Origin of the sequence: [Mycobacterium] manitobense (assembly GCF_025821665.1) — a bacterium.
Taxonomy (GTDB): Bacteria; Actinomycetota; Actinomycetes; order Mycobacteriales; family Mycobacteriaceae; genus Mycobacterium; species Mycobacterium arseniciresistens.
In genome coordinates, this window is the sequence record NZ_JACKSJ010000254.1 from 66439 (window position 1) to 88313 (window position 21875).

27 protein-coding genes and 1 pseudogene are annotated in these 21875 nt (G+C 68.7%); 15 read left to right on the top strand and 13 right to left on the bottom strand.

Annotated features, from left to right (window positions below; genetic code table 11):
* The first annotated feature begins 4 nt into the window (after nucleotides 1-4).
* On the top strand, nucleotides 5-562 hold the full coding sequence (locus H7I41_RS28370) for a hypothetical protein (RefSeq protein ID WP_264015985.1): 558 nt from the start codon (nucleotides 5-7) through the stop codon (nucleotides 560-562).
* Here the strand turns inward: H7I41_RS28370 and H7I41_RS28375 are convergent.
* The gene (locus H7I41_RS28375; protein WP_264015986.1) at nucleotides 556-2046 is read right to left on the bottom strand and encodes a sugar transferase; all 1491 of its coding nucleotides are present in this window, start codon (nucleotides 2044-2046) and stop codon (nucleotides 556-558) included. The two genes, H7I41_RS28370 and H7I41_RS28375, sit on opposite strands and share 7 nt — an antisense overlap.
* A 392-nt stretch (nucleotides 2047-2438) precedes the next feature.
* Here H7I41_RS28375 and H7I41_RS28380 point away from each other — a divergent pair, with 392 nt between their 5' ends.
* The 3 genes from H7I41_RS28380 (at nucleotide 2439) to H7I41_RS28390 (ending at nucleotide 5102) form a co-directional block, all read left to right on the top strand.
* Nucleotides 2439-4088 carry an acyl-CoA carboxylase subunit beta gene (locus tag H7I41_RS28380; protein WP_264015987.1) on the top strand — a complete coding sequence of 550 codons (1650 nt, stop codon included), beginning with the start codon at nucleotides 2439-2441 and terminating at the stop codon, nucleotides 4086-4088.
* Between the two features lie 19 nt (nucleotides 4089-4107).
* Complete coding sequence (locus H7I41_RS28385) at nucleotides 4108-4386, top strand: acyl-CoA carboxylase subunit epsilon (protein WP_264015988.1); 279 nt, start codon at nucleotides 4108-4110, stop codon at nucleotides 4384-4386.
* Nucleotides 4387-4478: 92 nt separating this feature from the next.
* Complete coding sequence (locus tag H7I41_RS28390) at nucleotides 4479-5102, top strand: Maf family protein (RefSeq protein WP_264015989.1); 624 nt, start codon at nucleotides 4479-4481, stop codon at nucleotides 5100-5102.
* 3 nt (nucleotides 5103-5105) lie between these two features.
* Here the strand turns inward: H7I41_RS28390 and H7I41_RS28395 are convergent, their stop codons facing one another.
* Nucleotides 5106-5846, bottom strand: a complete 741-nt coding sequence (locus tag H7I41_RS28395; RefSeq protein WP_264015990.1) for a DUF6199 family natural product biosynthesis protein — start codon at nucleotides 5844-5846, stop codon at nucleotides 5106-5108.
* Nucleotides 5847-5848: 2 nt separating this feature from the next.
* Nucleotides 5849-6568, bottom strand: a complete 720-nt coding sequence (locus tag H7I41_RS28400) for a DUF6199 family natural product biosynthesis protein (RefSeq protein ID WP_264015991.1) — start codon at nucleotides 6566-6568, stop codon at nucleotides 5849-5851.
* 70 nt (nucleotides 6569-6638) lie between these two features.
* Between H7I41_RS28400 and H7I41_RS28405 the strand changes: the two genes are divergently transcribed.
* On the top strand, nucleotides 6639-7538 hold the full coding sequence (locus H7I41_RS28405) for a sulfurtransferase (protein ID WP_264015992.1): 900 nt from the start codon (nucleotides 6639-6641) through the stop codon (nucleotides 7536-7538).
* A gap of 14 nt (nucleotides 7539-7552) precedes the next feature.
* Nucleotides 7553-7960 carry a SufE family protein gene (locus H7I41_RS28410; RefSeq protein ID WP_276009883.1) on the top strand — a complete coding sequence of 136 codons (408 nt, stop codon included), beginning with the start codon at nucleotides 7553-7555 and terminating at the stop codon, nucleotides 7958-7960.
* A 19-nt stretch (nucleotides 7961-7979) separates the two neighbouring features.
* On the opposite strand, the gene H7I41_RS28415 is transcribed toward H7I41_RS28410, so the two are convergent.
* Together H7I41_RS28415 and H7I41_RS28420 are read right to left on the bottom strand one after the other, a co-directional pair.
* Nucleotides 7980-8315: a hypothetical protein gene (locus H7I41_RS28415; protein ID WP_264015994.1), complete on the bottom strand. Its 336-nt coding sequence runs from the start codon at nucleotides 8313-8315 to the stop codon at nucleotides 7980-7982.
* Between the two features lie 132 nt (nucleotides 8316-8447).
* Nucleotides 8448-8774, bottom strand: coding sequence for a PASTA domain-containing protein (locus H7I41_RS28420; protein ID WP_264015995.1), 327 nt, complete (start codon nucleotides 8772-8774; stop codon nucleotides 8448-8450).
* Nucleotides 8775-9084: 310 nt separating this feature from the next.
* Here H7I41_RS28420 and H7I41_RS28425 point away from each other — a divergent pair, with 310 nt between their 5' ends.
* Nucleotides 9085-10899 carry an acetyl-CoA carboxylase biotin carboxylase subunit gene (locus H7I41_RS28425; protein WP_264015996.1) on the top strand — a complete coding sequence of 605 codons (1815 nt, stop codon included), beginning with the start codon at nucleotides 9085-9087 and terminating at the stop codon, nucleotides 10897-10899.
* A gap of 3 nt (nucleotides 10900-10902) precedes the next feature.
* On the opposite strand, the gene H7I41_RS28430 is transcribed toward H7I41_RS28425, so the two are convergent.
* Nucleotides 10903-11727 (bottom strand): alpha/beta fold hydrolase, encoded by an 825-nt coding sequence (locus H7I41_RS28430; RefSeq protein WP_264015997.1) that lies wholly within the window; start codon nucleotides 11725-11727, stop codon nucleotides 10903-10905.
* 42 nt (nucleotides 11728-11769) lie between these two features.
* Between H7I41_RS28430 and H7I41_RS28435 the strand changes: the two genes are divergently transcribed.
* On the top strand, nucleotides 11770-12087 hold the full coding sequence (locus H7I41_RS28435; RefSeq protein WP_264015998.1) for a hypothetical protein: 318 nt from the start codon (nucleotides 11770-11772) through the stop codon (nucleotides 12085-12087).
* Here the strand turns inward: H7I41_RS28435 and H7I41_RS28440 are convergent, their stop codons facing one another.
* Nucleotides 12088-12624 (bottom strand): nucleotidyltransferase family protein, encoded by a 537-nt coding sequence (locus H7I41_RS28440; RefSeq protein WP_264015999.1) that lies wholly within the window; start codon nucleotides 12622-12624, stop codon nucleotides 12088-12090.
* Nucleotides 12625-12657: 33 nt separating this feature from the next.
* On the opposite strand from H7I41_RS28440, the gene uraD reads away from it, so the two are divergent.
* The 4 genes from uraD (at nucleotide 12658) to H7I41_RS28460 (ending at nucleotide 15081) form a co-directional block, all read left to right on the top strand.
* Nucleotides 12658-13164, top strand: coding sequence for a 2-oxo-4-hydroxy-4-carboxy-5-ureidoimidazoline decarboxylase (uraD, locus tag H7I41_RS28445; protein WP_372503818.1), 507 nt, complete (start codon nucleotides 12658-12660; stop codon nucleotides 13162-13164).
* A 4-nt stretch (nucleotides 13165-13168) separates the two neighbouring features.
* Entirely contained in the window at nucleotides 13169-13489 is a 321-nt protein-coding gene (gene uraH / locus H7I41_RS28450; RefSeq protein WP_264016000.1) for a hydroxyisourate hydrolase, read from the top strand.
* Nucleotides 13490-13492: 3 nt separating this feature from the next.
* Complete coding sequence (gene pucL / locus H7I41_RS28455) at nucleotides 13493-14407, top strand: factor-independent urate hydroxylase (RefSeq protein ID WP_264016001.1); 915 nt, start codon at nucleotides 13493-13495, stop codon at nucleotides 14405-14407.
* Nucleotides 14408-14625: 218 nt separating this feature from the next.
* On the top strand, nucleotides 14626-15081 hold the full coding sequence (locus H7I41_RS28460; protein WP_264016002.1) for an STAS domain-containing protein: 456 nt from the start codon (nucleotides 14626-14628) through the stop codon (nucleotides 15079-15081).
* Here H7I41_RS28460 and H7I41_RS28465 read toward each other — a convergent pair.
* The gene (locus tag H7I41_RS28465) at nucleotides 15052-15777 is read right to left on the bottom strand and encodes an RNA polymerase sigma factor SigF (RefSeq protein WP_276009836.1); all 726 of its coding nucleotides are present in this window, start codon (nucleotides 15775-15777) and stop codon (nucleotides 15052-15054) included. The genes H7I41_RS28460 and H7I41_RS28465 overlap by 30 nt on opposite strands.
* A 62-nt stretch (nucleotides 15778-15839) precedes the next feature.
* Nucleotides 15840-16277 carry an ATP-binding protein gene (locus tag H7I41_RS28470; RefSeq protein WP_264016004.1) on the bottom strand — a complete coding sequence of 146 codons (438 nt, stop codon included), beginning with the start codon at nucleotides 16275-16277 and terminating at the stop codon, nucleotides 15840-15842.
* A 239-nt stretch (nucleotides 16278-16516) separates the two neighbouring features.
* Between H7I41_RS28470 and H7I41_RS28475 the strand changes: the two genes are divergently transcribed.
* Nucleotides 16517-17536 carry a DNA topoisomerase IB gene (locus H7I41_RS28475; RefSeq protein ID WP_264016005.1) on the top strand — a complete coding sequence of 340 codons (1020 nt, stop codon included), beginning with the start codon at nucleotides 16517-16519 and terminating at the stop codon, nucleotides 17534-17536.
* 59 nt (nucleotides 17537-17595) lie between these two features.
* On the opposite strand, the gene H7I41_RS28480 is transcribed toward H7I41_RS28475, so the two are convergent.
* The 3 genes and pseudogenes from H7I41_RS28480 to H7I41_RS28490 all read right to left on the bottom strand — a co-directional run.
* Nucleotides 17596-18588, bottom strand: coding sequence for an NAD-dependent epimerase/dehydratase family protein (locus tag H7I41_RS28480; protein WP_264016006.1), 993 nt, complete (start codon nucleotides 18586-18588; stop codon nucleotides 17596-17598).
* A 117-nt stretch (nucleotides 18589-18705) separates the two neighbouring features.
* Nucleotides 18706-19938 carry a glycosyltransferase gene (locus tag H7I41_RS28485; RefSeq protein ID WP_264016007.1) on the bottom strand — a complete coding sequence of 411 codons (1233 nt, stop codon included), beginning with the start codon at nucleotides 19936-19938 and terminating at the stop codon, nucleotides 18706-18708.
* Between the two features lie 2 nt (nucleotides 19939-19940).
* Nucleotides 19941-20069 (bottom strand): annotated as a pseudogene (locus H7I41_RS28490) (glycosyltransferase family 1 protein); the annotation flags it as partial.
* Between the two features lie 151 nt (nucleotides 20070-20220).
* Between H7I41_RS28490 and H7I41_RS28495 the strand changes: the two are divergent.
* Nucleotides 20221-21093 carry an SDR family oxidoreductase gene (locus tag H7I41_RS28495; RefSeq protein WP_264016008.1) on the top strand — a complete coding sequence of 291 codons (873 nt, stop codon included), beginning with the start codon at nucleotides 20221-20223 and terminating at the stop codon, nucleotides 21091-21093.
* A 129-nt stretch (nucleotides 21094-21222) separates the two neighbouring features.
* A complete protein-coding gene (gene mbp1, locus H7I41_RS28500; RefSeq protein ID WP_264016009.1) occupies nucleotides 21223-21459 on the top strand; it encodes a microaggregate-binding protein 1 in 237 nt (78 codons plus the stop codon).
* 65 nt (nucleotides 21460-21524) lie between these two features.
* Here mbp1 and usfY read toward each other — a convergent pair whose 3' ends face one another.
* Nucleotides 21525-21833, bottom strand: a complete 309-nt coding sequence (gene usfY / locus H7I41_RS28505) for a protein UsfY (RefSeq protein ID WP_264016010.1) — start codon at nucleotides 21831-21833, stop codon at nucleotides 21525-21527.
* Between the last annotated feature and the right edge of the window lie 42 nt (nucleotides 21834-21875).

A 21875-nucleotide genomic window follows, 5' to 3' on the forward strand; every position in this document is an offset into this window, starting at 1 on the left:
CGACATGAAGCAGTCGATCGCCGGTCTCGGTGTGCTGGCCTTCGTCGTCACCGGGTGCGTGAAGGAGGAGGGCGTCGTGCTCCCTCCACGCTCCGAGCCGGTCGCCACGTCGTCGAGCGTCACCTCGTCGGCACCCGCCGCGGACCCGTCGCGGCCGCAACCGCTGGGCACCAAGCTCGACCTCGGGAAGTCCGGCGCACCACTCGAGGTGACGGCGGACGAGATCAACCAGAACAGCGCTCCGACCATCATGCCGCCGGGTGGCGGCCACTGGGCGAGCGTGCGGGTCGAAACCTGCGCCAAGAAGGACGCTTCCGGCCCGCTGACCGTCGGTTCCTCGGAGTGGTCGGCCGCCGATGCCGCGGGCGTGGTCTACAACGCCAGCACCCTGACCGAGGTCGGCTTTCCCGACGGCCAGTTCCCCACCGCGGCGACGATCGCGCCGGGGGACTGTGCCCGGGGCTGGTTGATGTTCCCGGCCGGCTTCCGCGCGATGCTCACCACGGTCACGTACACGCTCAACAGTGCGACCAAGGCGACGTGGACGGCGCCCGTTCAGTAGGCGCCGGTGGCCCGGAAGATTGCGTTCGCGGTCTTCATCGCGATCGCGAGATCGCCGAGCATCGACCAGTTCTCGACATAGGACAGGTCGAGCCGCACGGAATCTTCCCACGACAGGTCCGATCGTCCGCTCACCTGCCACAGCCCGGTGATCCCCGGCCGCACCAGCAGCCGGCGCCTGACGTGGTCGTCGTAGGCCTCGACCTCCGTGCGCAACGGGGGCCGGGGGCCGACGACGCTCATCTCACCGGTGAGGACGTTGATGAACTGCGGTAGCTCGTCGAGGCTGTACCGGCGCAGGAACCGCCCCACGGAAGTGACGCGCGGGTCGCGCCGGATCTTGAACAGCATCGCGCCGCCCTCGTTGAGGTGGGCGATGTCGGCCAGCCGGCGGTCCGCGTCGACGACCATGCTGCGGAACTTGATCATCTGGAAGGGCTTGCCGTCGATGCCGATTCGTTCGGACCGGTACAGCACCGGTCCGCGGCTGCCGGCCTTGACCGCCAGGGCCGCCGCGAGCAGCACCGGCGAGGTGAGCAGCAGCACCATCAGCGCGAAACCGACATCGAAGGCCCGCTTCTGGAACCGCTTGGCACCGTCGTAGCGCGGCTTGTCGACGTGCAGCAGCGGCTGACCCCCCACGAGGCGGACGGTGAGGCGCGGACTCGCCACATCGGCCATGCCGGGCGAGACCACCAGGTCGACGTCCAGTTTCTCGAGTTGCCAGGACAAATCGCGGATTTCGTCGGCATCGAGGTGCCCGGAGGTCAGCATGACGGTGTCGGCGCCGGACATGGCGACCGCCGTAGCGATGTCGCTGTCGTACGGGTAGGCGGGCACCGGGCCACTCGGCGAGAGGTCCAGGCTCTGCCGGGCCATCAGGCCGGGCACGCACACCGCGACGAGGCGGTATCCGTCGCCGGGGGCTCGGGCGAGCGACTTCGCCAGCGCCCGCACCGATTCCGGTCGGCCCACCGCGAGGACGGTGTGCATGAAGGCCCCGCGTCGCCGGTGGCGCACCACGAATCGGCGTGACAGCCATCGGCTCATCGTGAGCGCGAGCAGTCCGAGGGGGAAGGCGATGGCGAGGTAGCCGCGTGCGATCTCGATGCGCAGCAGGATCGACGCGACGGCGATGACGCCGAAGACCGACAGCGTGGCCATCCACACCCGGCGGTACTCCTCGATGCCACTGCCCAGGATCTGCGTCGACCGGGTGCGGTGCACGGTCAGCGCCGCGATCCACAGGGCGGCGATCGAGGCCGACACCAGGATGTAGTCGATGGAACCGAGGCCCACCAGGCTGGTGGCGGTGAGATCGCCGAACCGCAGCACCTGGGCCAGCGCGACGACACCGATCACGATCACCGCGTCCGACGACATCAGCCAGCGGGCGTAGTGCACCTGCCATTGACGCAGGCCGGGCCACGCGGCCGCCGTGGTGGTCGGGGCTACGGAGTCAGACGTCGTGGTCTGAAAACTCATCGGCCAGAATCGCCTTTTCTATTCGCCACTCGCAATACTGGCTAATAGTTACACAGGCTGACTTGCCTGCCAACCAACGACACCGTCGTGTTACCTATGTCACTCCAATTCGACGCCTCCGTCATTTGCGCCGCGGCATGTCAGCCGCCGGATGACCCGAACTGACGCCCGTGAAAGCGCTGATCAGCGGCAGGGGGTGGATTGCGGAGTCAAGCTATCCACATCGTGGGACGGGGCGGGCCGGGCAGCGCTGTGACCACGAAACTTGTCGCAGAGATGCAGATCTAGCAAACGAACTGGTCGTCGCCATAGCGCGCGGTGGCCGCTGCCGGCCGACCACGAGCGCGGTGGGGACGTCGCCGACGCAGGACGTGCCGATAGCATCGACACCCATGACGAGCGTTACCGAGCCTTCCCAGACGCCCACGGACGGGTCAGCCGGGCACGAGCCGGACATCCACACCACCGCGGGCAAGCTGGCCGATCTGAAGAAGCGCGCCGAGGAGACGTTGCATCCCGTCGGGGAAGCAGCCATCGAGAAGGTGCACGCCAAGGGCAAGCTCACCGCCAGGGAGCGGATTCTCGCCCTGCTGGACGAGGACTCCTTCGTCGAACTCGACGCGCTCGCCAAGCACCGCAGCACCAACTTCGGCCTGCAGCAGAACCGGCCGGTCGGCGACGGCGTGGTGACCGGCTACGGCACGGTCGACGGCCGCGACGTGTGCGTCTTCAGCCAGGACGCCACCGTGTTCGGCGGCAGCCTCGGCGAGGTCTACGGCGAGAAGATCGTCAAGGTGCAGGAGCTGGCGATCAAGACCGGTCGCCCGCTGATCGGCATCAACGACGGCGCCGGGGCGCGCATCCAGGAAGGCGTCGTCTCGCTCGGCCTGTACAGCAAGATCTTCCACAACAACATCAAGGCCTCCGGGGTGATCCCGCAGATCTCGCTGATCATGGGCGCCGCCGCAGGCGGGCACGTCTACTCCCCCGCGCTGACCGACTTCGTCATCATGGTCGACCAGACCAGCCAGATGTTCATCACCGGACCGGACGTCATCAAGACCGTCACCGGCGAGGAGGTGACGATGGAGGAGCTTGGCGGGGCGCACACCCACATGGCCAAGTCCGGGCTCGCGCACTACGTCGCCTCCGGTGAGCAGGACGCATTCGACTATGTCCGCGATCTGCTGTCGTACCTGCCGCCGAACAACTACGCCGACCCGCCGCGGTACCCGTCGCCCAACCCCTCGGGCCCCATCGAGGAGACCCTCACCGACGAGGACCTCGAACTCGACACGCTGATCCCGGATTCGCCGAACCAGCCGTACGACATGCACGAGGTGATCACCCGGATCCTGGACGAGGACGAGTTCCTGGAGGTGCAGTCCGGCTACGCGACGAACATCATCGTCGGGTTCGGCCGGGTGGACGGCCGTCCGGTCGGCATCGTCGCCAACCAGCCCACCCAGTTCGCCGGCTGCCTGGACATCAACGCCTCGGAGAAGGCCGCACGGTTCATCCGCACCTGCGACTGCTTCAACATTCCGATCATCATGCTGGTGGACGTACCGGGCTTCCTGCCGGGAACCGACCAGGAGTACAACGGCATCATCCGCCGCGGCGCCAAGCTGCTCTACGCCTACGGTGAGGCCACCGTCGCCAAGATCACCGTCATCACCCGCAAGGCCTATGGCGGCGCCTACTGCGTGATGGGGTCCAAGGAGATGGGCGCCGACGTCAACGTCGCGTGGCCGACGGCCCAGATCGCGGTGATGGGTGCCTCCGGCGCGGTCGGGTTCGTCTACCGCCAGCAGCTCAAAGAGGCCGCGAAAGAGGGCAAGGACGTGGACGCCCTGCGGCTGCAGCTGCAGCAGGAGTACGAGGACACGCTGGTGAACCCGTACATCGCCGCCGAGCGCGGTTACGTCGACGCGGTGATCCCGCCGTCGCACACCCGCGGTTACGTCGCCACGGCGCTGCGGCTGCTGGAGCGCAAGATCACCCAGACACCGCCGCGCAAGCACGGCAACATCCCGCTGTGACGTCCAGGAAGGCGAGGGTATGAACCACGACGCGGACATCACCGAGGTCAGCGATCCCCGGCAGATGACGATCGACCGGCCTGCGCCGGCTGCCCCGGAATTCCATGTCGTCAAGGGCTCCCCGAGCGAGGCGGAGATCGCGGCACTGGTGACCGTGCTCGCCGGCGCCTCGGGCGCCCCGGTCGAGCCGGGCCCCCAGGAGCTGAACCCGTGGGGCCACCCCGTCGACAAGCTGCGCTACCCGGTGTTCAGCTGGCAGCGCGTCACCCTGTTGCAACGAACCCACATGAGGCGCTGATGAGCGCTTGCGCGAAGAACATCGGGCACTGATGAGCGCTCGCGCGAAGAACATCGGGCGCTGATGAGCGCTTGCGCGAAGAACATCGGGCAGTGACCCGGGTCGTCCTGGGTTCCGCCTCGGTGGGCCGGCTCGGTGTGCTGCGTCAGGCCGGCGTCGACCCGCTCGTCATCGTCTCGGGCGTCGACGAGGACGCGGTGATCGCCTCGCTGGGTCCGGCCGCCGCGCCGGCGGAGGTGGTGTGCGCGCTCGCGGACGCGAAGGCGGCCGACGTGGTGGGCCGGCTTCCCGAGGACGTCGCGGCGGACTGCGTGGTCATCGGATGTGATTCGATGCTCGGCCTCGACGGACGCCTGCACGGTAAGCCGGGCACCGCCGACGCCGCCCGCATGCAGTGGCAGGCGATGGCGGGCCGCGCCGGCGCGCTGCACACCGGCCACGCCGTGCTCCGCGTCCGCGACGGTGCGATAGTCGAGAAGGCCGTCGAATCGCGTTCTACAACAGTGCATTTCGCGACACCGAGCGAGGCCGACCTGGACGCCTACGTCGGTACCGGCGAACCACTGGGCGTGGCAGGCGCGTTCACCCTCGACGGGTACGGCGGGTGGTTCGTCGATCGCATCGAGGGCGACCCGTCGAACGTGATCGGTCTCAGCCTTCCGCTGACCCGCCGGCTGCTCGACCGCGTCGGAATACCCGTCACCGCACTCTGGTAGCGGTCATCGCTTCGGTTCCGCATCGAGCCGGGGCACGACGTTCCCCGGCTTCGCGGGCGCGAGGATCTCGCCCTTGACGTCGACGATCGACGAGTCGGTGACGATCGGTGCCGCCGGATCCGGGCGCTTGAAAAATTGTCGGGCGATGCTGAAGCCGGGCTCGGCCACCCGGTCGGCGGTGCACTTGTCGTACGCGCCCTCCGACGGGGGTCGTTCCGGCGCCCACGCCAAGCCCGGATTCAATTGCACCGCATTCGTTTCGGTGTTCCGGACCCCGACGCTGTGCAAGCAGTCCCACAGGTCCCTGTCGTCGATGTATTTGCCGCTGGCCGGGAAGGTGTCGCGTGGCGCCAGGTAGTAGAGGTCGTAGAACTCCCCCCGCGGCGTCTGCCTCACCGTGTACCCGATGACCGGCAGGGGTCCACGGTTCTCCGGAGGCGGGGCGACGTAGGCGTCGATCGCCGCCTGCCGGTCCGCGCGGGCCTGCTTGTCGGCCTCCTGCTGGGCGATCAGGTTCTTGTAGTCGCTGTCGGCCGACCAGAACATGATCCCGCCGAACACCACGGCCGCGATCACGCCCAGCCCGCCGAGCGCCGTCATCAGGTAGGCGGCATCGCTGGGCTCGTTGGCCTCCGGGTTGCGGAACTTCCACGACTCGAACAGCCACCACATCTTCCTGGGCTGCAGCAGCATGAAGAGGCCGATCGGAACGCCGATCAGCATCACGACGATCGCGAATCCCACGGCTACTGCGCTCCGGGGAGGTGCGGCACAGGGTTGCCGGCGGCGGCCGGCGCCAGCACGGTGCCGTCCGGACGGACGACGGCACTGTTGGTGACGATCGACGCGTCCGGCCTGATCGTGCCGATGCGGATGGTCGCGACGCCGGGCGACCAGGCGTCGGTCACGCGGCACGTCGACTCGCCGGCGAGTGTGGCCTTCAGACCCGGCGTCCAGCCCAGGCGCAGATCGGCGGTGATCCGGTCGGTGCCGATGCCGCGGACCTGCCGCATGACCTCACACCCCTGCTCGGTGAAGAAGTTGAAACCGCCGGCCACCGGCGCCGATCCCGCGGGCACGAGGTAGGACAGGTCGAGCATCGTGGCGCCGCCCTGCTCGGCCAGCCGGTACCCGACGATGGGCAGCGCCCCCCGATCCTGCGGGCGTGACGTCAGGCCGGCCCGCGGCGGCGGGGTGCGCTTGGTGGTAGTCGTGGCCGGCCCCGAAGGCGCGTCGTCGTCGTTCGACCCGCCGCTGGTGAAGGCGAGCAGCGCGACGACGACCGATGCGACGATGACGAGGACCCCGGTGAGCGAGGACATCCCGTAGGCGGCCTCGCTGGGTTCGTTGGCCTCGGGGTTCTTGTATTTCCACGACTCCGTGGCCCACCACAGCTTGTCCGGGTTGCGGAACAACCACACGCCGATCGGTATCCCGATCAGCAGGACGAGGATTCCGAGTGCCACCGGAAAATCGTAAAGTCGCCGGGGGGCCACTAGGCGCAGCAATTCCCGGTGCGGCGGTAGGCTCGCTGACGTGCCGCTTCCACCAGATCCCAGCCCCGCGCTGCAGGACTACGCCCACCCCGAACGCCTGGTCACCTCCGACTGGCTGGCGAGCAATCTGGGCAGGCCCGGCCTTGCCATCGTCGAGTCCGACGAGGATGTGCTGCTCTACGACACCGGTCACATCCCCGGCGCGGTGAAGATCGACTGGCACACCGATCTCAACGATCCGAACGTGCGCGACTACATCGACGGCGCGCAGTTCGCCGAGCTGATGGACCGCAAGGGGATCGCCCGCGACGACACCGTCGTCATCTACGGCGACAAGAGCAACTGGTGGGCGGCTTACGCGCTGTGGGTGTTCACCCTGTTCGGCCACCCCGACGTCCGGCTCCTCGACGGCGGGCGCGACCTGTGGGTCTCCGACGGCCGCGACACCACGCTCGACGTCCCCAACCGGCGCTCCAGCGGTTATCCCGTCGTCGAACGCGACGACGCGCCGATCCGGGCGTTCAAGGACGACGTGCTGGGCATCCTCGGCGCCCAGCCGCTGATCGATGTCCGGTCACCGGCGGAGTACACCGGTGAACGCACCCACATGCCCGACTACCCGGAGGAAGGCGCCCTGCGCGGCGGGCACATCCCCACCGCCCGGTCGATCCCGTGGGCCAAGGCCGCCGACGACAGCGGACGCTTCCGCAAGCGTGCCGAACTCGAGGATCTGTACGGCTTCCTCCAGGAGGCCGGCACGGACCCCAAGAGAACAGTTGTGTACTGCCGCATCGGTGAGCGCTCCAGCCACACGTGGTTCGTACTGACCCACCTGCTCGGACTGCCGGGCGTGCGGAACTACGACGGTTCGTGGACCGAGTGGGGCAACGCCGTGCGCGTGCCCGTCGCCGTCGGGGAAGAGCCCGGCGAGGCGCCGTGACGTCGACCGCCGGGATGCCGGCCGCCCTCGCCGAGGTCGTCTCCGACTTCGCGGAGGTGCAGGGGCAGGACAAGCTGCGGCTCCTGCTGGAATTTGCCGACGACCTGCCGCCGCTGCCGGCCGGGCTCGAGCAGGCCGCGATGGAACCGGTGCCCGAGTGCCAGTCCCCGTTGTTCCTGCATGTCGACGCAAGCGACCGGGAGCACGTCCGGCTGTACTTCAGCGCGCCGGCCGAGGCGCCGACGACCCGCGGCTTCGCCTCGATCCTGGCCACCGGACTCGACGAACTGCCCGCCGAGGAGATCCTCGCCGTGCCTGACGACTTCTATTCCGACCTCGGCCTGGCCGCACTCATCAGCCCGCTGAGACTGCGCGGCATGTCGGCCATGCTGGCCCGGATCAAGAAGCGGCTGAGAGCCTGACGTCAGTTCGGTGCTTCAGCTAGCTGTAGCACTCTTCGCCGGCTCTGGTGATACCCACCCCGTACCACGCGTCTTCCGACATCGGCTCACCCGCCTCGGGCGATTGCCAGCACACCTTCCAGAACTTCTCGACCAGTTGCTGCTGGTCCGCGCTCTTGATGTTCTGTGTATTGAGGACCAGATCCGGGTTGCCGGAGGCTGTGATGACTTCCTCCTGGGCCTCGTCGAGTCTCATGTCGACGACATCCGGCATCTCCGGCGGTTCCTGCGCCGTTGCGACCGGCGCAGCGAAACCGCCTGCAGCAACCAGAATCGCCGAGCTTACGGTGACCAGATGTATCCGCTTGATCCGCATGAACTCCCCCTTCGCCCCGCCCGGGAGAAAGATTACAGCAACGGGCGGCCGGCCATCCGGGTTGTTCGTAAGCCGTCATAATCGCGCCGTCACCCGTCGGTGCAGCTACCGGCGGTAGGCGTCAGGTGCGGCTCAGCACTCTTCGCCGGCCCTGACCACACCCACTTCGTAGGATTCGTCTTCGGCAATCGGTTCACCCGCGTCAGGCGACTGCTCACACACCTTCCAGAAGATGGGAACCAATTGCTCCTGCTTCGGTCCCGTGATGTTCGAGGACTCCAGGACCAGCTCCGGGTTGGCGGCGGCTTCGGCGAACTCCGCCTGCGCCTCGTCGAGGGTCATCTCGACCAGATCCGGCATCTCCGCCTCATCCGCTGTGGCGACCGGAATCGCGACGCCACTGGCACCGATCAGAATCATCGACGAGATACCGATGATGTGTAGCGGCTTCCTCCACATGACTTCCCCCTTCGCCCTGCACCAAATCCGTTGTCTCTGCACCGGAAAGGTACCGCGGCGCCCGGCCGCCGGCATCTCGAGAGCACACTTCCGATATTTGCTGCGCCCCCCGGTATCCGCAGCTTGTACACGCGGTGAACGACCGGAATTGCACGCCTACAGACCGGGATCGCGACGCCCCCCTGAACCTACTTGCCAGTAACCGGCACCGCCTCGCCGAGACCTCAGGTGCGGCGCTTAAACTGCCCGGGATAAGTTCTTAAAGACGTTCTTAGAGACGCCAGCGCAAGGCGATCCAACAGGAGGCGAAGTGGCCAGTCACGCCAGCTCGAAGATCACGAAGGTGCTTGTAGCCAACCGCGGCGAGATCGCGGTCCGGGTGATCCGAGCGGCGAAGGACTCCGGGCTGACCAGCGTGGCCGTCTACGCCGAACCAGACGCCGACGCCCCGCACGTCCGGCTCGCCGACGAGGCGTTCGCCCTCGGCGGCCAGACCTCGGCCGAGTCCTACCTGGTCTTCGAGAAGCTGCTCGACGCGGCGCAGAAGTCCGGCGCCAACGCCGTCCACCCCGGTTACGGCTTCCTCAGCGAGAACGCCGACTTCGCCCAGGCCGTGCTGGACGCCGGCCTGATCTGGATCGGCCCCAGCCCGCAGTCCATCCGCGACCTCGGTGACAAGGTCACCGCCCGCCACATCGCCGCCCGCGCGCAGGCCCCGCTGGTGCCGGGCACCTCGGATCCGGTCAAGGACGCCGACGAGGTGGTGGCGTTCGCCGAGGAGTACGGCGTGCCGGTCGCGATCAAGGCGGCGTTCGGCGGCGGCGGCCGCGGCATGAAGGTGGCCCGCACCCTCGAGGAGATCCCCGAGCTGTACGACTCCGCGGTGCGCGAGGCCGTCTCGGCGTTCGGCCGCGGCGAGTGCTTCGTCGAGCGCTACCTGGACAAGCCCCGCCACGTCGAGGCCCAGGTCATCGCCGACACCCACGGCAACGTCGTCGTCGCGGGCACCAGGGACTGCTCACTGCAGCGCCGCTTCCAGAAGCTCGTCGAGGAGGCCCCCGCCCCCTTCCTCACCGACGCGCAGCGCAAGGAGATCCACGAGTCGGCCAAGCGCATCTGCAAGGAGGCCGGCTACTACGGCGCGGGCACGGTCGAGTACCTGGTCGGCCAGGACGGCCTCATCTCGTTCCTCGAGGTGAACACCCGCCTGCAGGTCGAGCACCCGGTCACCGAGGAGACCTCGGGCATCGACCTGGTCCGCCAGCAGTTCCGGATCGCCAACGGCGAGGCGCTCGACATCACCGAGGATCCGACGCCGCGCGGCCACTCGATCGAGTTCCGCATCAACGGCGAGGACGCCGGCCGCGGGTTCCTGCCCGCCCCCGGCCCGGTCAGCAAGTTCGAGGCGCCGCAGGGCCCCGGCATCCGGCTGGACTCCGGCGTGGAGACGGGCTCGGTGATCGGTGGCCAGTTCGACTCGATGCTGGCGAAGCTGATCGTCACCGGCGCAACCCGCCAGGAGGCGCTGGAGCGGTCGCGGCGCGCTCTCGACGAATTCACCGTCGAAGGTCTGGCCACCGTGATCCCGTTCCATCGCGCCGTGGTGTCCGATCCCGCGTTCATCGGCGACGAGAACGGTTTCACCGTGCACACCCGCTGGATCGAGACCGAGTGGGACAACAAGGTCGAGCCCTTCACCGGCGGCGATCCGATCGAGGAAGAGGACACCATCCCGCGGCAGACCGTCGTGGTCGAGGTCGGCGGTCGCCGGCTGGAGGTGTCGCTGCCCGGCGACCTCGCACTGGGCAACGGCGGCTCGGTCGGCGGCGCCAGCGGTGTCGTCAGGAAGAAGCCCAAGCCGCGTAAGCGCGGCGCGGCCGGTGGGGCTGCCGCCTCGGGCGACTCCGTCACCGCGCCGATGCAGGGCACCGTGGTGAAGGTGGCCGTCGAGGAGGGTCAGCAGGTCTCGGCCGGCGACCTCGTCGTGGTGCTCGAGGCCATGAAGATGGAGAACCCGGTCACCGCGCACAAGGACGGCACGATCACCGGCCTCGCGGTCGAGGCCGGTGCCGCCGTCACGCAGGGCACCGTCCTCGCCGAGATCAAGGACGCCGGCGCCGAGTAGCCGTCAGGACCGGATGAACTCCAGCAGGTCGGCATTGATGGTGTCGGCCTGCGTGGTGGGCATGCCGTGCGGGAAGCCCTCATAGGTCTTCAGCGTCGCGTTGGCCAGCAGTTCCGCTGAGCGCGGCCCGGAGTTCTCGTACGGCACGATCTGGTCGTCGTCGCCGTGCATCACGAGCACCGGCAGCTGGATCTTCTTCAGGTCCTCGGTGAAATCCGTCTGCGAGAACGCCACGATCCCGTCGTAGTGGGCCTTCGCGCCGCCCATCATCCCCTGCCGCCACCAGTTGGCGATGATCGCCTCACTCGGCTCGACCCCGTCCCGGTTGAACCCGTAGAACGGACCCGACGGCAGCGCGCGGTAGAACTCCGAGCGGTTGGCCGCGAGCTGGGCCTGCAGGCCGTCGAAGACGTCCTTGGGCAGGCCGCCCGGGTTGGCGTCGGTCTTCACCATCAGCGGCGGGACGGCGCTGATCAGCACGGCCTTCGCCGCGCGGTCCTCGCCGTGGCGGGCCAGGTAGTGCGCCACCTCTCCCCCGCCCGTCGAATGACCGACGTGCACGGCGTCGCGCAGGTCGAGGTGATCGACGACGGCCTTCAGGTCGTCGGCGTAGTGGTCCATGTCGTGGCCGTCGCCGGTCTGCGTCGAGCGGCCGTGGCCGCGACGGTCGTGGGCGACGACGCGGTAGCCCTGCGCGAGGAAGAACAGCAGCTGGGTGTCCCAGTCGTCCGACGAGAGCGGCCAGCCGTGACTGAACACGATGGGCTGGCCCGACCCCCAGTCCTTGAAGTGGATGTCGACACCGTCGTTGCTCGTGATGAAAGGCATCGGCTCATGCTACGCAGCGGACGCGAACGTTACAGTGCGCGGATGGAACCGATCGAGATCAACGCCGGCAGTTGGTATCTGCGCGCTCTGCGGGCCGACGATCGCATCGACGACCGGCCCTCGCTGGCGGAACTGGGCGAGACTGACCAGGACTACGTCGCACGCGCCGCGGCCGGTTGGGCCGCCGACGTCCGCTACACGTGGGCGGTGGCCGAGCCAACCACCGGCGAACTGCTCGCCGAGGTCGCGCTGACGCCGGGCACCGGGTCCGTCTCGCAGCGTGCCCGGCCGGGCCATGCCGAGGCGGCCAGGAGCGCGGCCGACGCCGTGCGCCGCTTCGCCGCCTCGCTGGGCGGCTAGTCAGCGCTCGTCGATGTCGGCGCCGGTGGCCAGATCGGCGCACTCCACCGTCACCACGTCGGCGCGCGAGCGCAGGAACGGGCCGGCTCCGCGATCGCCGACGAGACTCTGCTGCAGCTGCGGCCAGTGTCGCCGGTGCACCACGACGGGGTGACCGGGTCGGCCGTCGTACACCGCGCGCGCCAGGCCCGACCGCGACCCGAGCGCGGCGGACAGCACCCGCCGCACCACGTCGGCGCCGACGTCGGGGGTGTCGACGGTGTGCAGCACCGCCAGATCCGCCGATCCGATCGCCGCGATACCCGCCCGCACCGACGCGCTCATGCCGTCCGCCCAGTCGGAGGCGATCACGGCCCGCGCGGGCTGCGGCACCTCCACCAGCGCCGCACCCAGAACCACCACCACGTCGCCGCATCCGCCCTCAGCCAGCGCGGTCACGGCCTTCTGCAGCCATTCACCCTGCGCGGCAGTGACTTTCGGCATCCCGTAGCGGATGCCGGCTCCGGCGGCCAGCACCACACCCGCGGCATTCGGCATGCGAACAGTGTGAACCTGGCCGATCCTGGAACGGTGGCACCCCCGCCGAGCGCCGGGCTGGCCGAGTTCAACGGCCTGCCCGGACCACAACGCGTGCGACTGCTGACCGGCGTCTGCGCCTCCGCGGTGTGGGCGGAGCAGGTGGCGGCAGGCGCGCCGTACCCCGACGTGGACGCGCTGCTCGACGGCGCCGACCGGGTGCTGGGCGAGCTGCCCGAGGTCGAGATCGACGCGGCGCTGGCCGGGCATCCCCGCATCGGCGGCCGGGCGGACAACGCCGCCTCGGCGCGCGAGCAGGCCGGCGTGCTGGCCGCGGGCGACGACGTGCGCGCGGAGCTCGCCGCGAAGAACCAGGCATACGAACGCCGGTTCGGGCACGTGTACCTGGTGTGTGCGAGCGGCCGGTCGGCCGAGGAGCTGCTGGCGGTGCTCACCGACCGGTTGACCAACGACGCGACCACGGAGCGGCGGGTGCTGCGCAAGGAGCTGGCCGAGATCAACCGGCTGAGACTTCGGCGGCTCGTCGGCGTGCAAAGGTGAGCCCATGAGCCTGTCCACCCATGTCCTCGATGCGACCACCGGCAGGCCCGCGACAGGCGTGCCGGTCACCCTCACCGACGCAGGCGGCGCAGTGCTCGCGTCGCAGACCACCGACGACGACGGCCGCATCGCCGGCCTCGCCGATCGCCTCGAGGCGGGGATCTACCGGTTGCGCTTCGACACCGCAACGTATTTCGCGGCCGCACAGGTGACCGGCTTCTACCCCGAGATCGTGGTGGCCTTCGAGGTCACCGACGCCGCGGCCAAATATCACGTGCCGGTGCTGCTGTCCCCCTACGCCTATTCGACCTATCGAGGGAGTTGAGCCGTGTCCGGCATCATCCTGGGCGACAACCAGTACGGCAAGGCCGAGAACCGGGTCGTGCGCATCTACCGCGACACTCCGCGCCACGAGATCCACGACGTCAACGTCTCGACCTGCCTGCGGGGGGACTTCAGCGCCGCACATCTGATCGGCGACCAGTCCGATGTGCTGCCGACCGACACCCAGAAGCAGACCGTCTACGCGTTCGCCAAGGAGAAGGGCATCACCTCGATCGAGGACTACGGTCTGGACCTGGCGCGCCACTTCGTGGCCGAGATCGCCCCGGTCACGGGTGCCCGCATCGAGATCGAGCAGTACGCGTGGCGGCGGGTGACGGTCGACGGCCGCGAGCACGACCACACCTGGGTGCGAGCCGGCGAGGAGGTCCGCACGGCCGCGGTCACGGTCTCCGGTGACGGCGACCGGGCCGGCGAGTGGGTGGTCGGCGGCCTCAAGGACCTCGTCCTGCTCAAGTCGACGGGGTCGGAGTTCGCCGGGTTCCTCACCGACCCGTACACCGTGCTGGAGCCCACCCACGACCGCGTGATGGCCACCTCGCTGGTCGCACAGTGGCGGTTCGCGGGGACGGCCGGGATCGACTGGGACGCCGTCTATGCCGGCGTGAAGTCCCACCTGCTGACCCAGTTCGCCACCGTCCGGTCGCTGGCGCTGCAGCAGACGCTCTACGAGATGGGCCGTGCGGTTCTCGAACACCATCCCGAGATCGTCGAAGTGCGCATGTCCGCCCCCAACAAGCACCATTTCGCCTACGACCTGTCGCCGTTCGGCCTCACCAACGACAACGAGGTGTTCCACGCCGACGACCGGCCCTACGGGTTGATCCAGGCCACGGTGACCCGTGCCGACGCGCCGCCCCCCGGGCCCGCCTGGGACCCGCAGCGCGGCTGGCTGAGCTGAACCGCCGAGCTGCTGAGACATCGCTGAGCATTCGGTGAATCGATTGTCCAAGGCGCGAGTACCGGCGTAGGGTCAGGCCAGGTTGAGTTCACAGCCAGCTGGATACGTCATCGGCGCGGCCGAATCTCGACCGTGACGCTGAAGGCTTTGAGGACGCAGGGCCCGATCAAGTGACGTGACTCAGCGCGAACCGCGCACACCCATCCACGGGAGTCACAATGTCATCATCACTTTCTTCTTCGTCGTCACCCACGTCGCCGCCGGATGCGGGCCGGGCGGACGAGCACACCAGTCATGGCGCCACCTTCGGCACCCGGTGGCCAGAGCCCAACTGCGTCCTGATCACCGCCCGCGGTGACCTCGACGCCGCGAACTCGAACGACTTCGTCGACTGGGCACTGCAGCACTCCGACCGGGCCTCGCGGCTGGTGCTGGACCTGTCGGGTGTCGAGTTCTTCGGCACCGCAGCGTTTTCGGCGCTCCACACGTTCAACGTGCGGTGCGCTGGCGCCCGCGCCGATTGGCTGATGGTGCCCGGACCTGCCGTGCTGCGCCTGCTGCGGATCTGCGACCCGGACGCCATGTTCCCACTGTGCGCCGACGTCGACTCCGCGCTGGCCTGGATGCGGGGCGAAACGCCCCGGCTACTGCAGTTGGTCGCGGAGCCGCGTTAGCGACTTCGCGAGCAGCCGCGACACGTGCATCTGTGAGATGCCGACCCGTTCGGCGATCTGAGTCTGGGTGAGCGACTCGAAGAACCGCAACAGCAGCACGGTGCGTTCGCGCTCCGGCAGCGCGGCCAGCAGCGGCCGCAGCGCCTCACGGTTCTCGATCTGATCGAGACCCAGGTCCACGTCGCCGAGCGTGTCGGCGATCGCAGGTGCATCCTCGTTGCCGCTGTTGCCGCCGCTGTCGATGGACAGGGTGTTGTAGGAACTGCCTGCGACGAGACCCTCGACCACTTCGTCGCGGTCCATCCCGAGTTCCTCGGCCAGTTCTGACGCGGTCGGCGCGCGGCCAAGCCGCTGGGACAACTCCGCGGTGGCTGCGCCGAGCCGCAGATGCAGTTCCTTGAGCCGCCGGGGGACCTTCACCGACCAGCTGTTGTCGCGGAAGTGCCTGCGCACCTCGCCCATGATGGTGGGCACGGCGAACGACACGAAGTCCGATCCGGCGTCGACGTCGAACCGGATGACCGCGTTCACCAGGCCCACCCGGGCCACCTGGACCAGGTCGTCGCGCGGCTCGCCACGGCCGTCGAACCGGCGGGCGATGTGGTCGGCGAGTGGCAGGCATCGTTCCACGATGCGGTCTCGATGCCGCTGGAACTGCGCGGAACCCTCCGGCAGCCCCTGGAGTTCGCGGAACATCGCTGCCACATCCGCGTATTCGGAGTTCGATCGAGACGACGAACCCTTCGACGAGGATCGAGTCACCGCAGTGAGCTCGCTCTCCTCGTGGTCATCGAGATCCCGAAGATCTGTCCGTCCGCCGCTTCATTACCGTTCTGCTGGAAGGTCTGCACGTCGTCGGTCAACGAGCTGAGCACGTGCCAGCTGAAACTGCCCTGGGCGAGCACGTCGGTGGTCTGACAAGTGGTGGATGCGTCGACGACGACCTCGGTGTCGCGCGGGTGGACGGCGACCACCAGCGTCGAGTCGGGCACCGCGGAGCGGATCAGCCGGGTACACGCCTCGTCGACCGCGAGGCGCAGGTCGGCGACGGCGTCGAAGTCGAGGTCTTCGAACGTGCCGACCGCGGCGACCAGGGTGCGCAGCACGGCCAGATTCTCCAGCTTGGCGGCCACCCGCAGTTCGACCGACCGGTCGGCGCTGAGGTGCCCGTCGTCTGGAATGTCCGAATCCACCATCTGACCTCCCGGCAACATCGAAGCGAGACTACCCCAGGACGAATCCCAGCTAACCACCGGCGGCCCGGGATCCCGCGAAAACACACGTGTGACCGGTGATTCGACCGGGTAACTGCAACGCATGCCAGCCGCCGTCCGGGACTTGCGATGACACCGACACTCTGTGCGCCGTCCCTGTCCTCACCATGGTCCACGTCCAGTACCCCGGCGTCGGCCGGCGCCAAACACAGGAACCCCACATGCGTCTTCGCCGCAGCGTAGTCACCGGGCCCGGACTGCGCCGGGTCCGCCGGGGCAAGGGCTTCTCCTACACCGACAACGAGGGCCGGCCGATCACCGACAAGAAGACGCTCGAACGCATCAACGACCTCGTCATCCCGCCGGCGTGGAAGAAGGTGTGGATCTCACCGCACGCGAACGGTCACATCCAGGCGCTCGGGGTCGACGTGGCGGGGCGCAAGCAGTACCTCTACCACCAGCAGTGGCAGGAGGAGCGCAACGAGGAGAAGTTCGACCGGGTGCTGGAGATGTCCAAGGGGCTGCCGGACATGCGCCGCCAGATCGCGGCCGACCTGCGGGGCCGCGGCCTGGAGCGCGACCGGGTGCTGGCGCTGGCCCTGCACCTGCTCGACCTCGGATACTTCCGCGCCGGTGGTGAGCAGTACGCCTTGGAGAACAACTCGTTCGGCATCGCCACCCTGCTGTGCGAACACGTCACCGTGCAACGGGACGCGGTCGCGTTCGACTTCCCCGCCAAGAGCGGAGTGCGCCGGACGCGGGTGATCGACGACCCCGAGGTGGTGCGTTCGGTGCGCGCGCTGATGCGCAGGCCGGAGCGCACCGATCGGCTGCTGGTGTGCCGGAACACTGCGGGCTGGCGCGACATCCACGCCGACGACCTCAACGCCCGGTTCAAGGAACTGGTCGGCGCCGAGTTCAGCGTGAAGGACCTGCGGACCTGGCACGGCACCGTGCTGGCAGCGGCGGCCTTCGTCGACGCCGACCCACCCGTCAACGAGAAGGTGATCAAACGGGTGGAATCGGCGGTGATGAAGGAGGTTTCGGAGGAACTGGGCAACACCCCGGCGGTGGCGCGGGCGTCCTACGTCGACCCGCGGGTGCTGAAGGCCTACGAGGGCGGCACCACCATCGCGCCCGCCGTGCGGCGCGCCGACCGCACCCGCCGAGCCGACGAGAAGCAGGCCATCATCGAGCGCGCAACCGCGAAGATGATCCGCAAGGTCGCCAGAAGTCAGTAGCCCGCGGCTGCGGGGTCGTGGAACACCGCGTTGATTCCAAGGAGACGCACGCGAGCTCCCTAGATTCTCGAACCCGATTGCAGTACGACGGATCCGTCGATGGCATCGAATTTCTGGCGACGGAACCAGTCGACGGTGCGGGCCAGGCCCGCGCGGTAGCCGACCTCCGGCTGCCAGCCCAGCATGTCCCGGGCCGCGCTGATGTCGGGGCAGCGGCGCTGCGGGTCGTCCTCGACGGCGGGCAGGAAGTGGATCTGCGACTCGTCAGCGGCGAGGTCGCGGATCAGTTCGGCGATGTGCAGCACCGACAGTTCGTGGGAATTGCCGATGTTGAAATTGCCGGCATGGTTCGAGCGGGCCAGCGCGATCAGTCCGGCCACGGTGTCGTCCACGTAGCACAGCGAGCGGGTCTGTGCGCCGCTGCCGGTGACGGTGATCGGTTCGCCGGCCAGCGCCTGACGGCAGAACGTGGGCACCATCCTGCCGTCGTCCGGACGCATCCGCGGTCCGTAGGTGTTGAAGATGCGTGCCACCCCGACATCGGATCCGCGTTCCCGGTGGTAGGCGAACGTGAGCGCCTCGGCGTACCGCTTCGCCTCGTCGTACACGCTGCGCGGCCCGATGGGATTGACGTTCCCCCAATAGGTTTCGACCTGCGGGTGTTCCAATGGGTCGCCGTAGACCTCGCTGGTCGATGCGAGCACCAGCCGGGCGCCGCACCGCTCCGCGAGGTCGAGCGCGTTCGCCGTGCCCGTCGCGCCGGTGCGCAACGTGTGCACGGGAAGCCGCAGGTAGTCGGCGGGCGACGCCGGGGACGCGAGGTGGAACACCGTGTCGACGTCGGGATCCAAGGCGGTCAGCGGCTCGTTGATGTCCGCGCGGACGAACCGGTACCCGGGCCGGTCCCGGAACAGCTTCTCCGCCTCGTGCGCGCTGGTCGACAGGTCGTCGACGCAGATCACCTCGGTTCCCTCGGACAGCAGGCGCTCGCAGAGATGGCCGCCGACGAAACCGATTCCGCCGAGCACCACCACCTTCTTCAATTCACGCATCAGGCGCAGTCACTCCCGGTGAGGCGCTGCGCCGGCGCCCGCGGTGCTGCAGCGGCGCCGGCCGCTGCCCGCCCACGTCGAGGAGGCGCCGGCGGTCCTGGAGGGCGGCTGACTCGGTCATCCGGACGACATGCTCGAGGTGGTCGGAACGGAGACCGGCTTTGCAGGCGCCGGGACGAGCCGGTCGTAGATGCGCGCGGTGTCGCCGGCGATGCGGTCCCACGAGTAACGCGCCTTGGCCCGGTCGCGGCCCGCCGCGCCGAAACTCTGCCGCAGGAAGTCATCGTGCAGAAGGTGATTGACCGCGTCGGCCACCTCGCCGGGCCGCTTGGGCTGTATCAGCCGGCCGGTGACGTCGTGCACGATCGTGTCGAGCATGCCGCCCACCGCCGAGGCGACCACCGGGATGCCGCATGCCATCGCCTCGAGCGGCACGATGCCGAACGGCTCGTACCACGGTGTGCACGCCACCACGTCGGCCGACCGCAGCAGCGCGGGCATGTCCTCACGTGCCACCGCGCCGTGGAAGTGCACCCGGTCGGCGACCCCGAGCTCGACGGCGAGCGCACGCAGTCGACGAACCTCGGGGTCGGCGTCGAGGCCCGACACATCCGGGCCGCCGACGATCACCAGTTCGGTGTCCGCAATCGCCGGCAGCGCTCGCACCACCACGTCGAAACCCTTGCGTGGCACGAACCTGCCGACGCTGACGATGCGGTGCCTGGCGCCCTTCTGGGCGCGCGGGCCCTCCGGGGTGAACAGGTCGAGATCGACGCCGCAGGGCACCACCGAGATGCGGGATCGCGCCCGGCCGAGCCTCATCAGCTCGAACACCTCGTCGGTGCAGGTGGCGGCCACCCAGGTGGCGGTGCGCGCGACCATCGCCTCGAGCTTGAGCCGGTCCGGCGGACTGGTGTCCTGGACACCCTGGTGCCTGCGCTTGACCACCCCGAGCGCGCGGAAGGTCTGCACGGCGGGCAGGTCGAGGTGGCGGGCGGCGAGCTGGGTCGCGATGCCGGACATCCAGAAGTGGGCGTGCGCGACGTCGGGCCGATCGGTCGACCACTGCTCGTCGAGGTACTGCGCGAAGGGACCCATGTGGGCCAGCAACTCGTCCTTGGGCAGCCGCTCCGGCGGACCGGCGGGTACGTGCACCACGGTATAGCCCTGCGGCGTCTCGATCCGTTCGGGCAGGTGCGGGTCGTCGCGACGGGTGTACACCGTCACCTCGTGACCGCGGCGGCACAGCGCCGCCGACAACGCCGCGACGTGGACGTTCTGACCGCCTGCATCCACGCCGCCGAGCGCGGCCAGCGGGCTGGCATGTTCGGAAACCATCGCGATTCTCATCGCAGGCCCCTGCCGTCGGCGTCCTTCGCGGGGCTGACGGGTATCAGGTAGCGGTGCGGGCCGGCCACCAGCGACTGGGTCCACGATCCGTGTACGTGCCAGACGAGCAGCACGCGCGCACGGTCGGTCATGCGGCGACGGTTATCCGAGCCCAGAGGGCCATAAACGTCGAACGTTAGAGATTTCGCAAAGCGACCGGGGACCGTTCGCAAAGTGGATTTCATAGGCGCGACTGGCCGTTTCGACCGGCCGGAGACGGATACCCGGTGGGCGCCGACATGCATGCCACGAAGCGAGGAGACGAGGCACGTGACTGAACCCGAGGGCGTCATCGCCTATCCCGGCCACACCGCCGACATGGACCGGGCGCCGCGCGACGAGATGCGCGAATACGTCGGCCGTGACCTGCTCGCCGGTAGGCGCGCACTGATCACCGGCGGCGACTCCGGCATCGGTCGCGCCGTCGCCGCGGCGTTCGCCAAGGAAGGCGCGGACGTCGCCATCGCCTATCTCGACGAGGACGACGACGCCCGGCACACCGGGTCGCTGGTGGAGGCGGCGGGCCGGCGCAGCGTGCTGCTGCCCGGCGATCTCGGCGACGCACAGCACTGCCGAGATGTGGTGGCGCGCACCGTCGAGGAACTCGGCGGACTGGACATCCTGGTGAACAACGTCGCCTACCAGAACCCGACCGAGGACTTCACCGACATCAGCGACGAGCAATGGCGGCGGACGTTCTCGGTCAACATCGACAGTTACTTCCGGGTGACCAAGGCGGCGCTGGCGCACCTGCCCGACGGTGGGGCCGTCGTCAACACCGGTTCGATCAACGGCCTGCGCGGCAACAAGACGCTGATCGACTACTCGGCCACCAAGGGCGCGATCCTGGCGCTCACCTACTCGCTCGCACAATCGTTGGCCGACCGGCGGATTCGGGTCAACTGCGTGGCGCCCGGTCCGGTGTGGACACCGTTGATCCCGGCCACGATGGATGCCGAGAAGACCGAATCCTTCGGCGAGCAAACACCTTTCGGGCGTGCGGCCCAGCCCGACGAGATTGCGCCGTCCTACGTGTTCTTCGCCTCGGGCACGATGTCGTCGTACTACAGCGGTGAGGTGCTGGCACCGATCGGTGGCGAGACGCTGCCCGGCTGACGGAGCGATCCGGCCGCTGGCGCGCCGGGAGCAGGCGCGCCAGGGTTTACCCGGAGCGGTCCTCGGGAACACTGCCTCCGTGGGGACGTGCCCCGTCGTGAACACTCACGATCAAGTTGGAAGGTGAGTATGACCGAGAAGAACAGTGGTCCCGAAGAAGGCATCAAGGGCGTCGTCGAGGACGTGAAGGGCAAGGCCAAGGAAACGGTCGGCACCGTCACCGGACGCGACGACATGGTCCGCGAGGGCAAGGCCCAGCAGGACAAGGCGGACGCTCAGCAGGACGCCGCGAAGAAGGAAGCCGAAGCAGAGGCGGCCCGCGCAGGCGCCAAGACCGCCGAAGAGCGGCAGAAGTCCGAGCAGTAGAACGACACACAAAAGAGGCCCAGCCGACCGGCTGGGCCTCTTTTGCGTGCCTGGCTCGAGCGGGACTAGCCGCTCGGGGTCTGCCGCGAGGTGTCGGGGTGCTCGGCGTGCCAGCGCTCCTCCATCCCCCGCACCCGGCGGTGCTCGATGAGGAACCAGACGCCGGAGACGATGAACACCACCGCCGAGATCGACCCCAGGATCACGCCCACGTCACCGTGGCCGCTGGCGGTCGCGGCCAGCGCACCGACGAACGCGGCCAACGCGATGCCGAGCAGGATCAGGGCGGGCAGGTTCTTGGTGTCCTTCATCGTCTCGCCGGCATGCGGACGCGTGGTGCGGGCGTGGTCTACGGGGTCTTCGGGGCTCTTCATGGTGACTCCTTCTTCAGAATGCGATGGCGGCACACGAGGTGG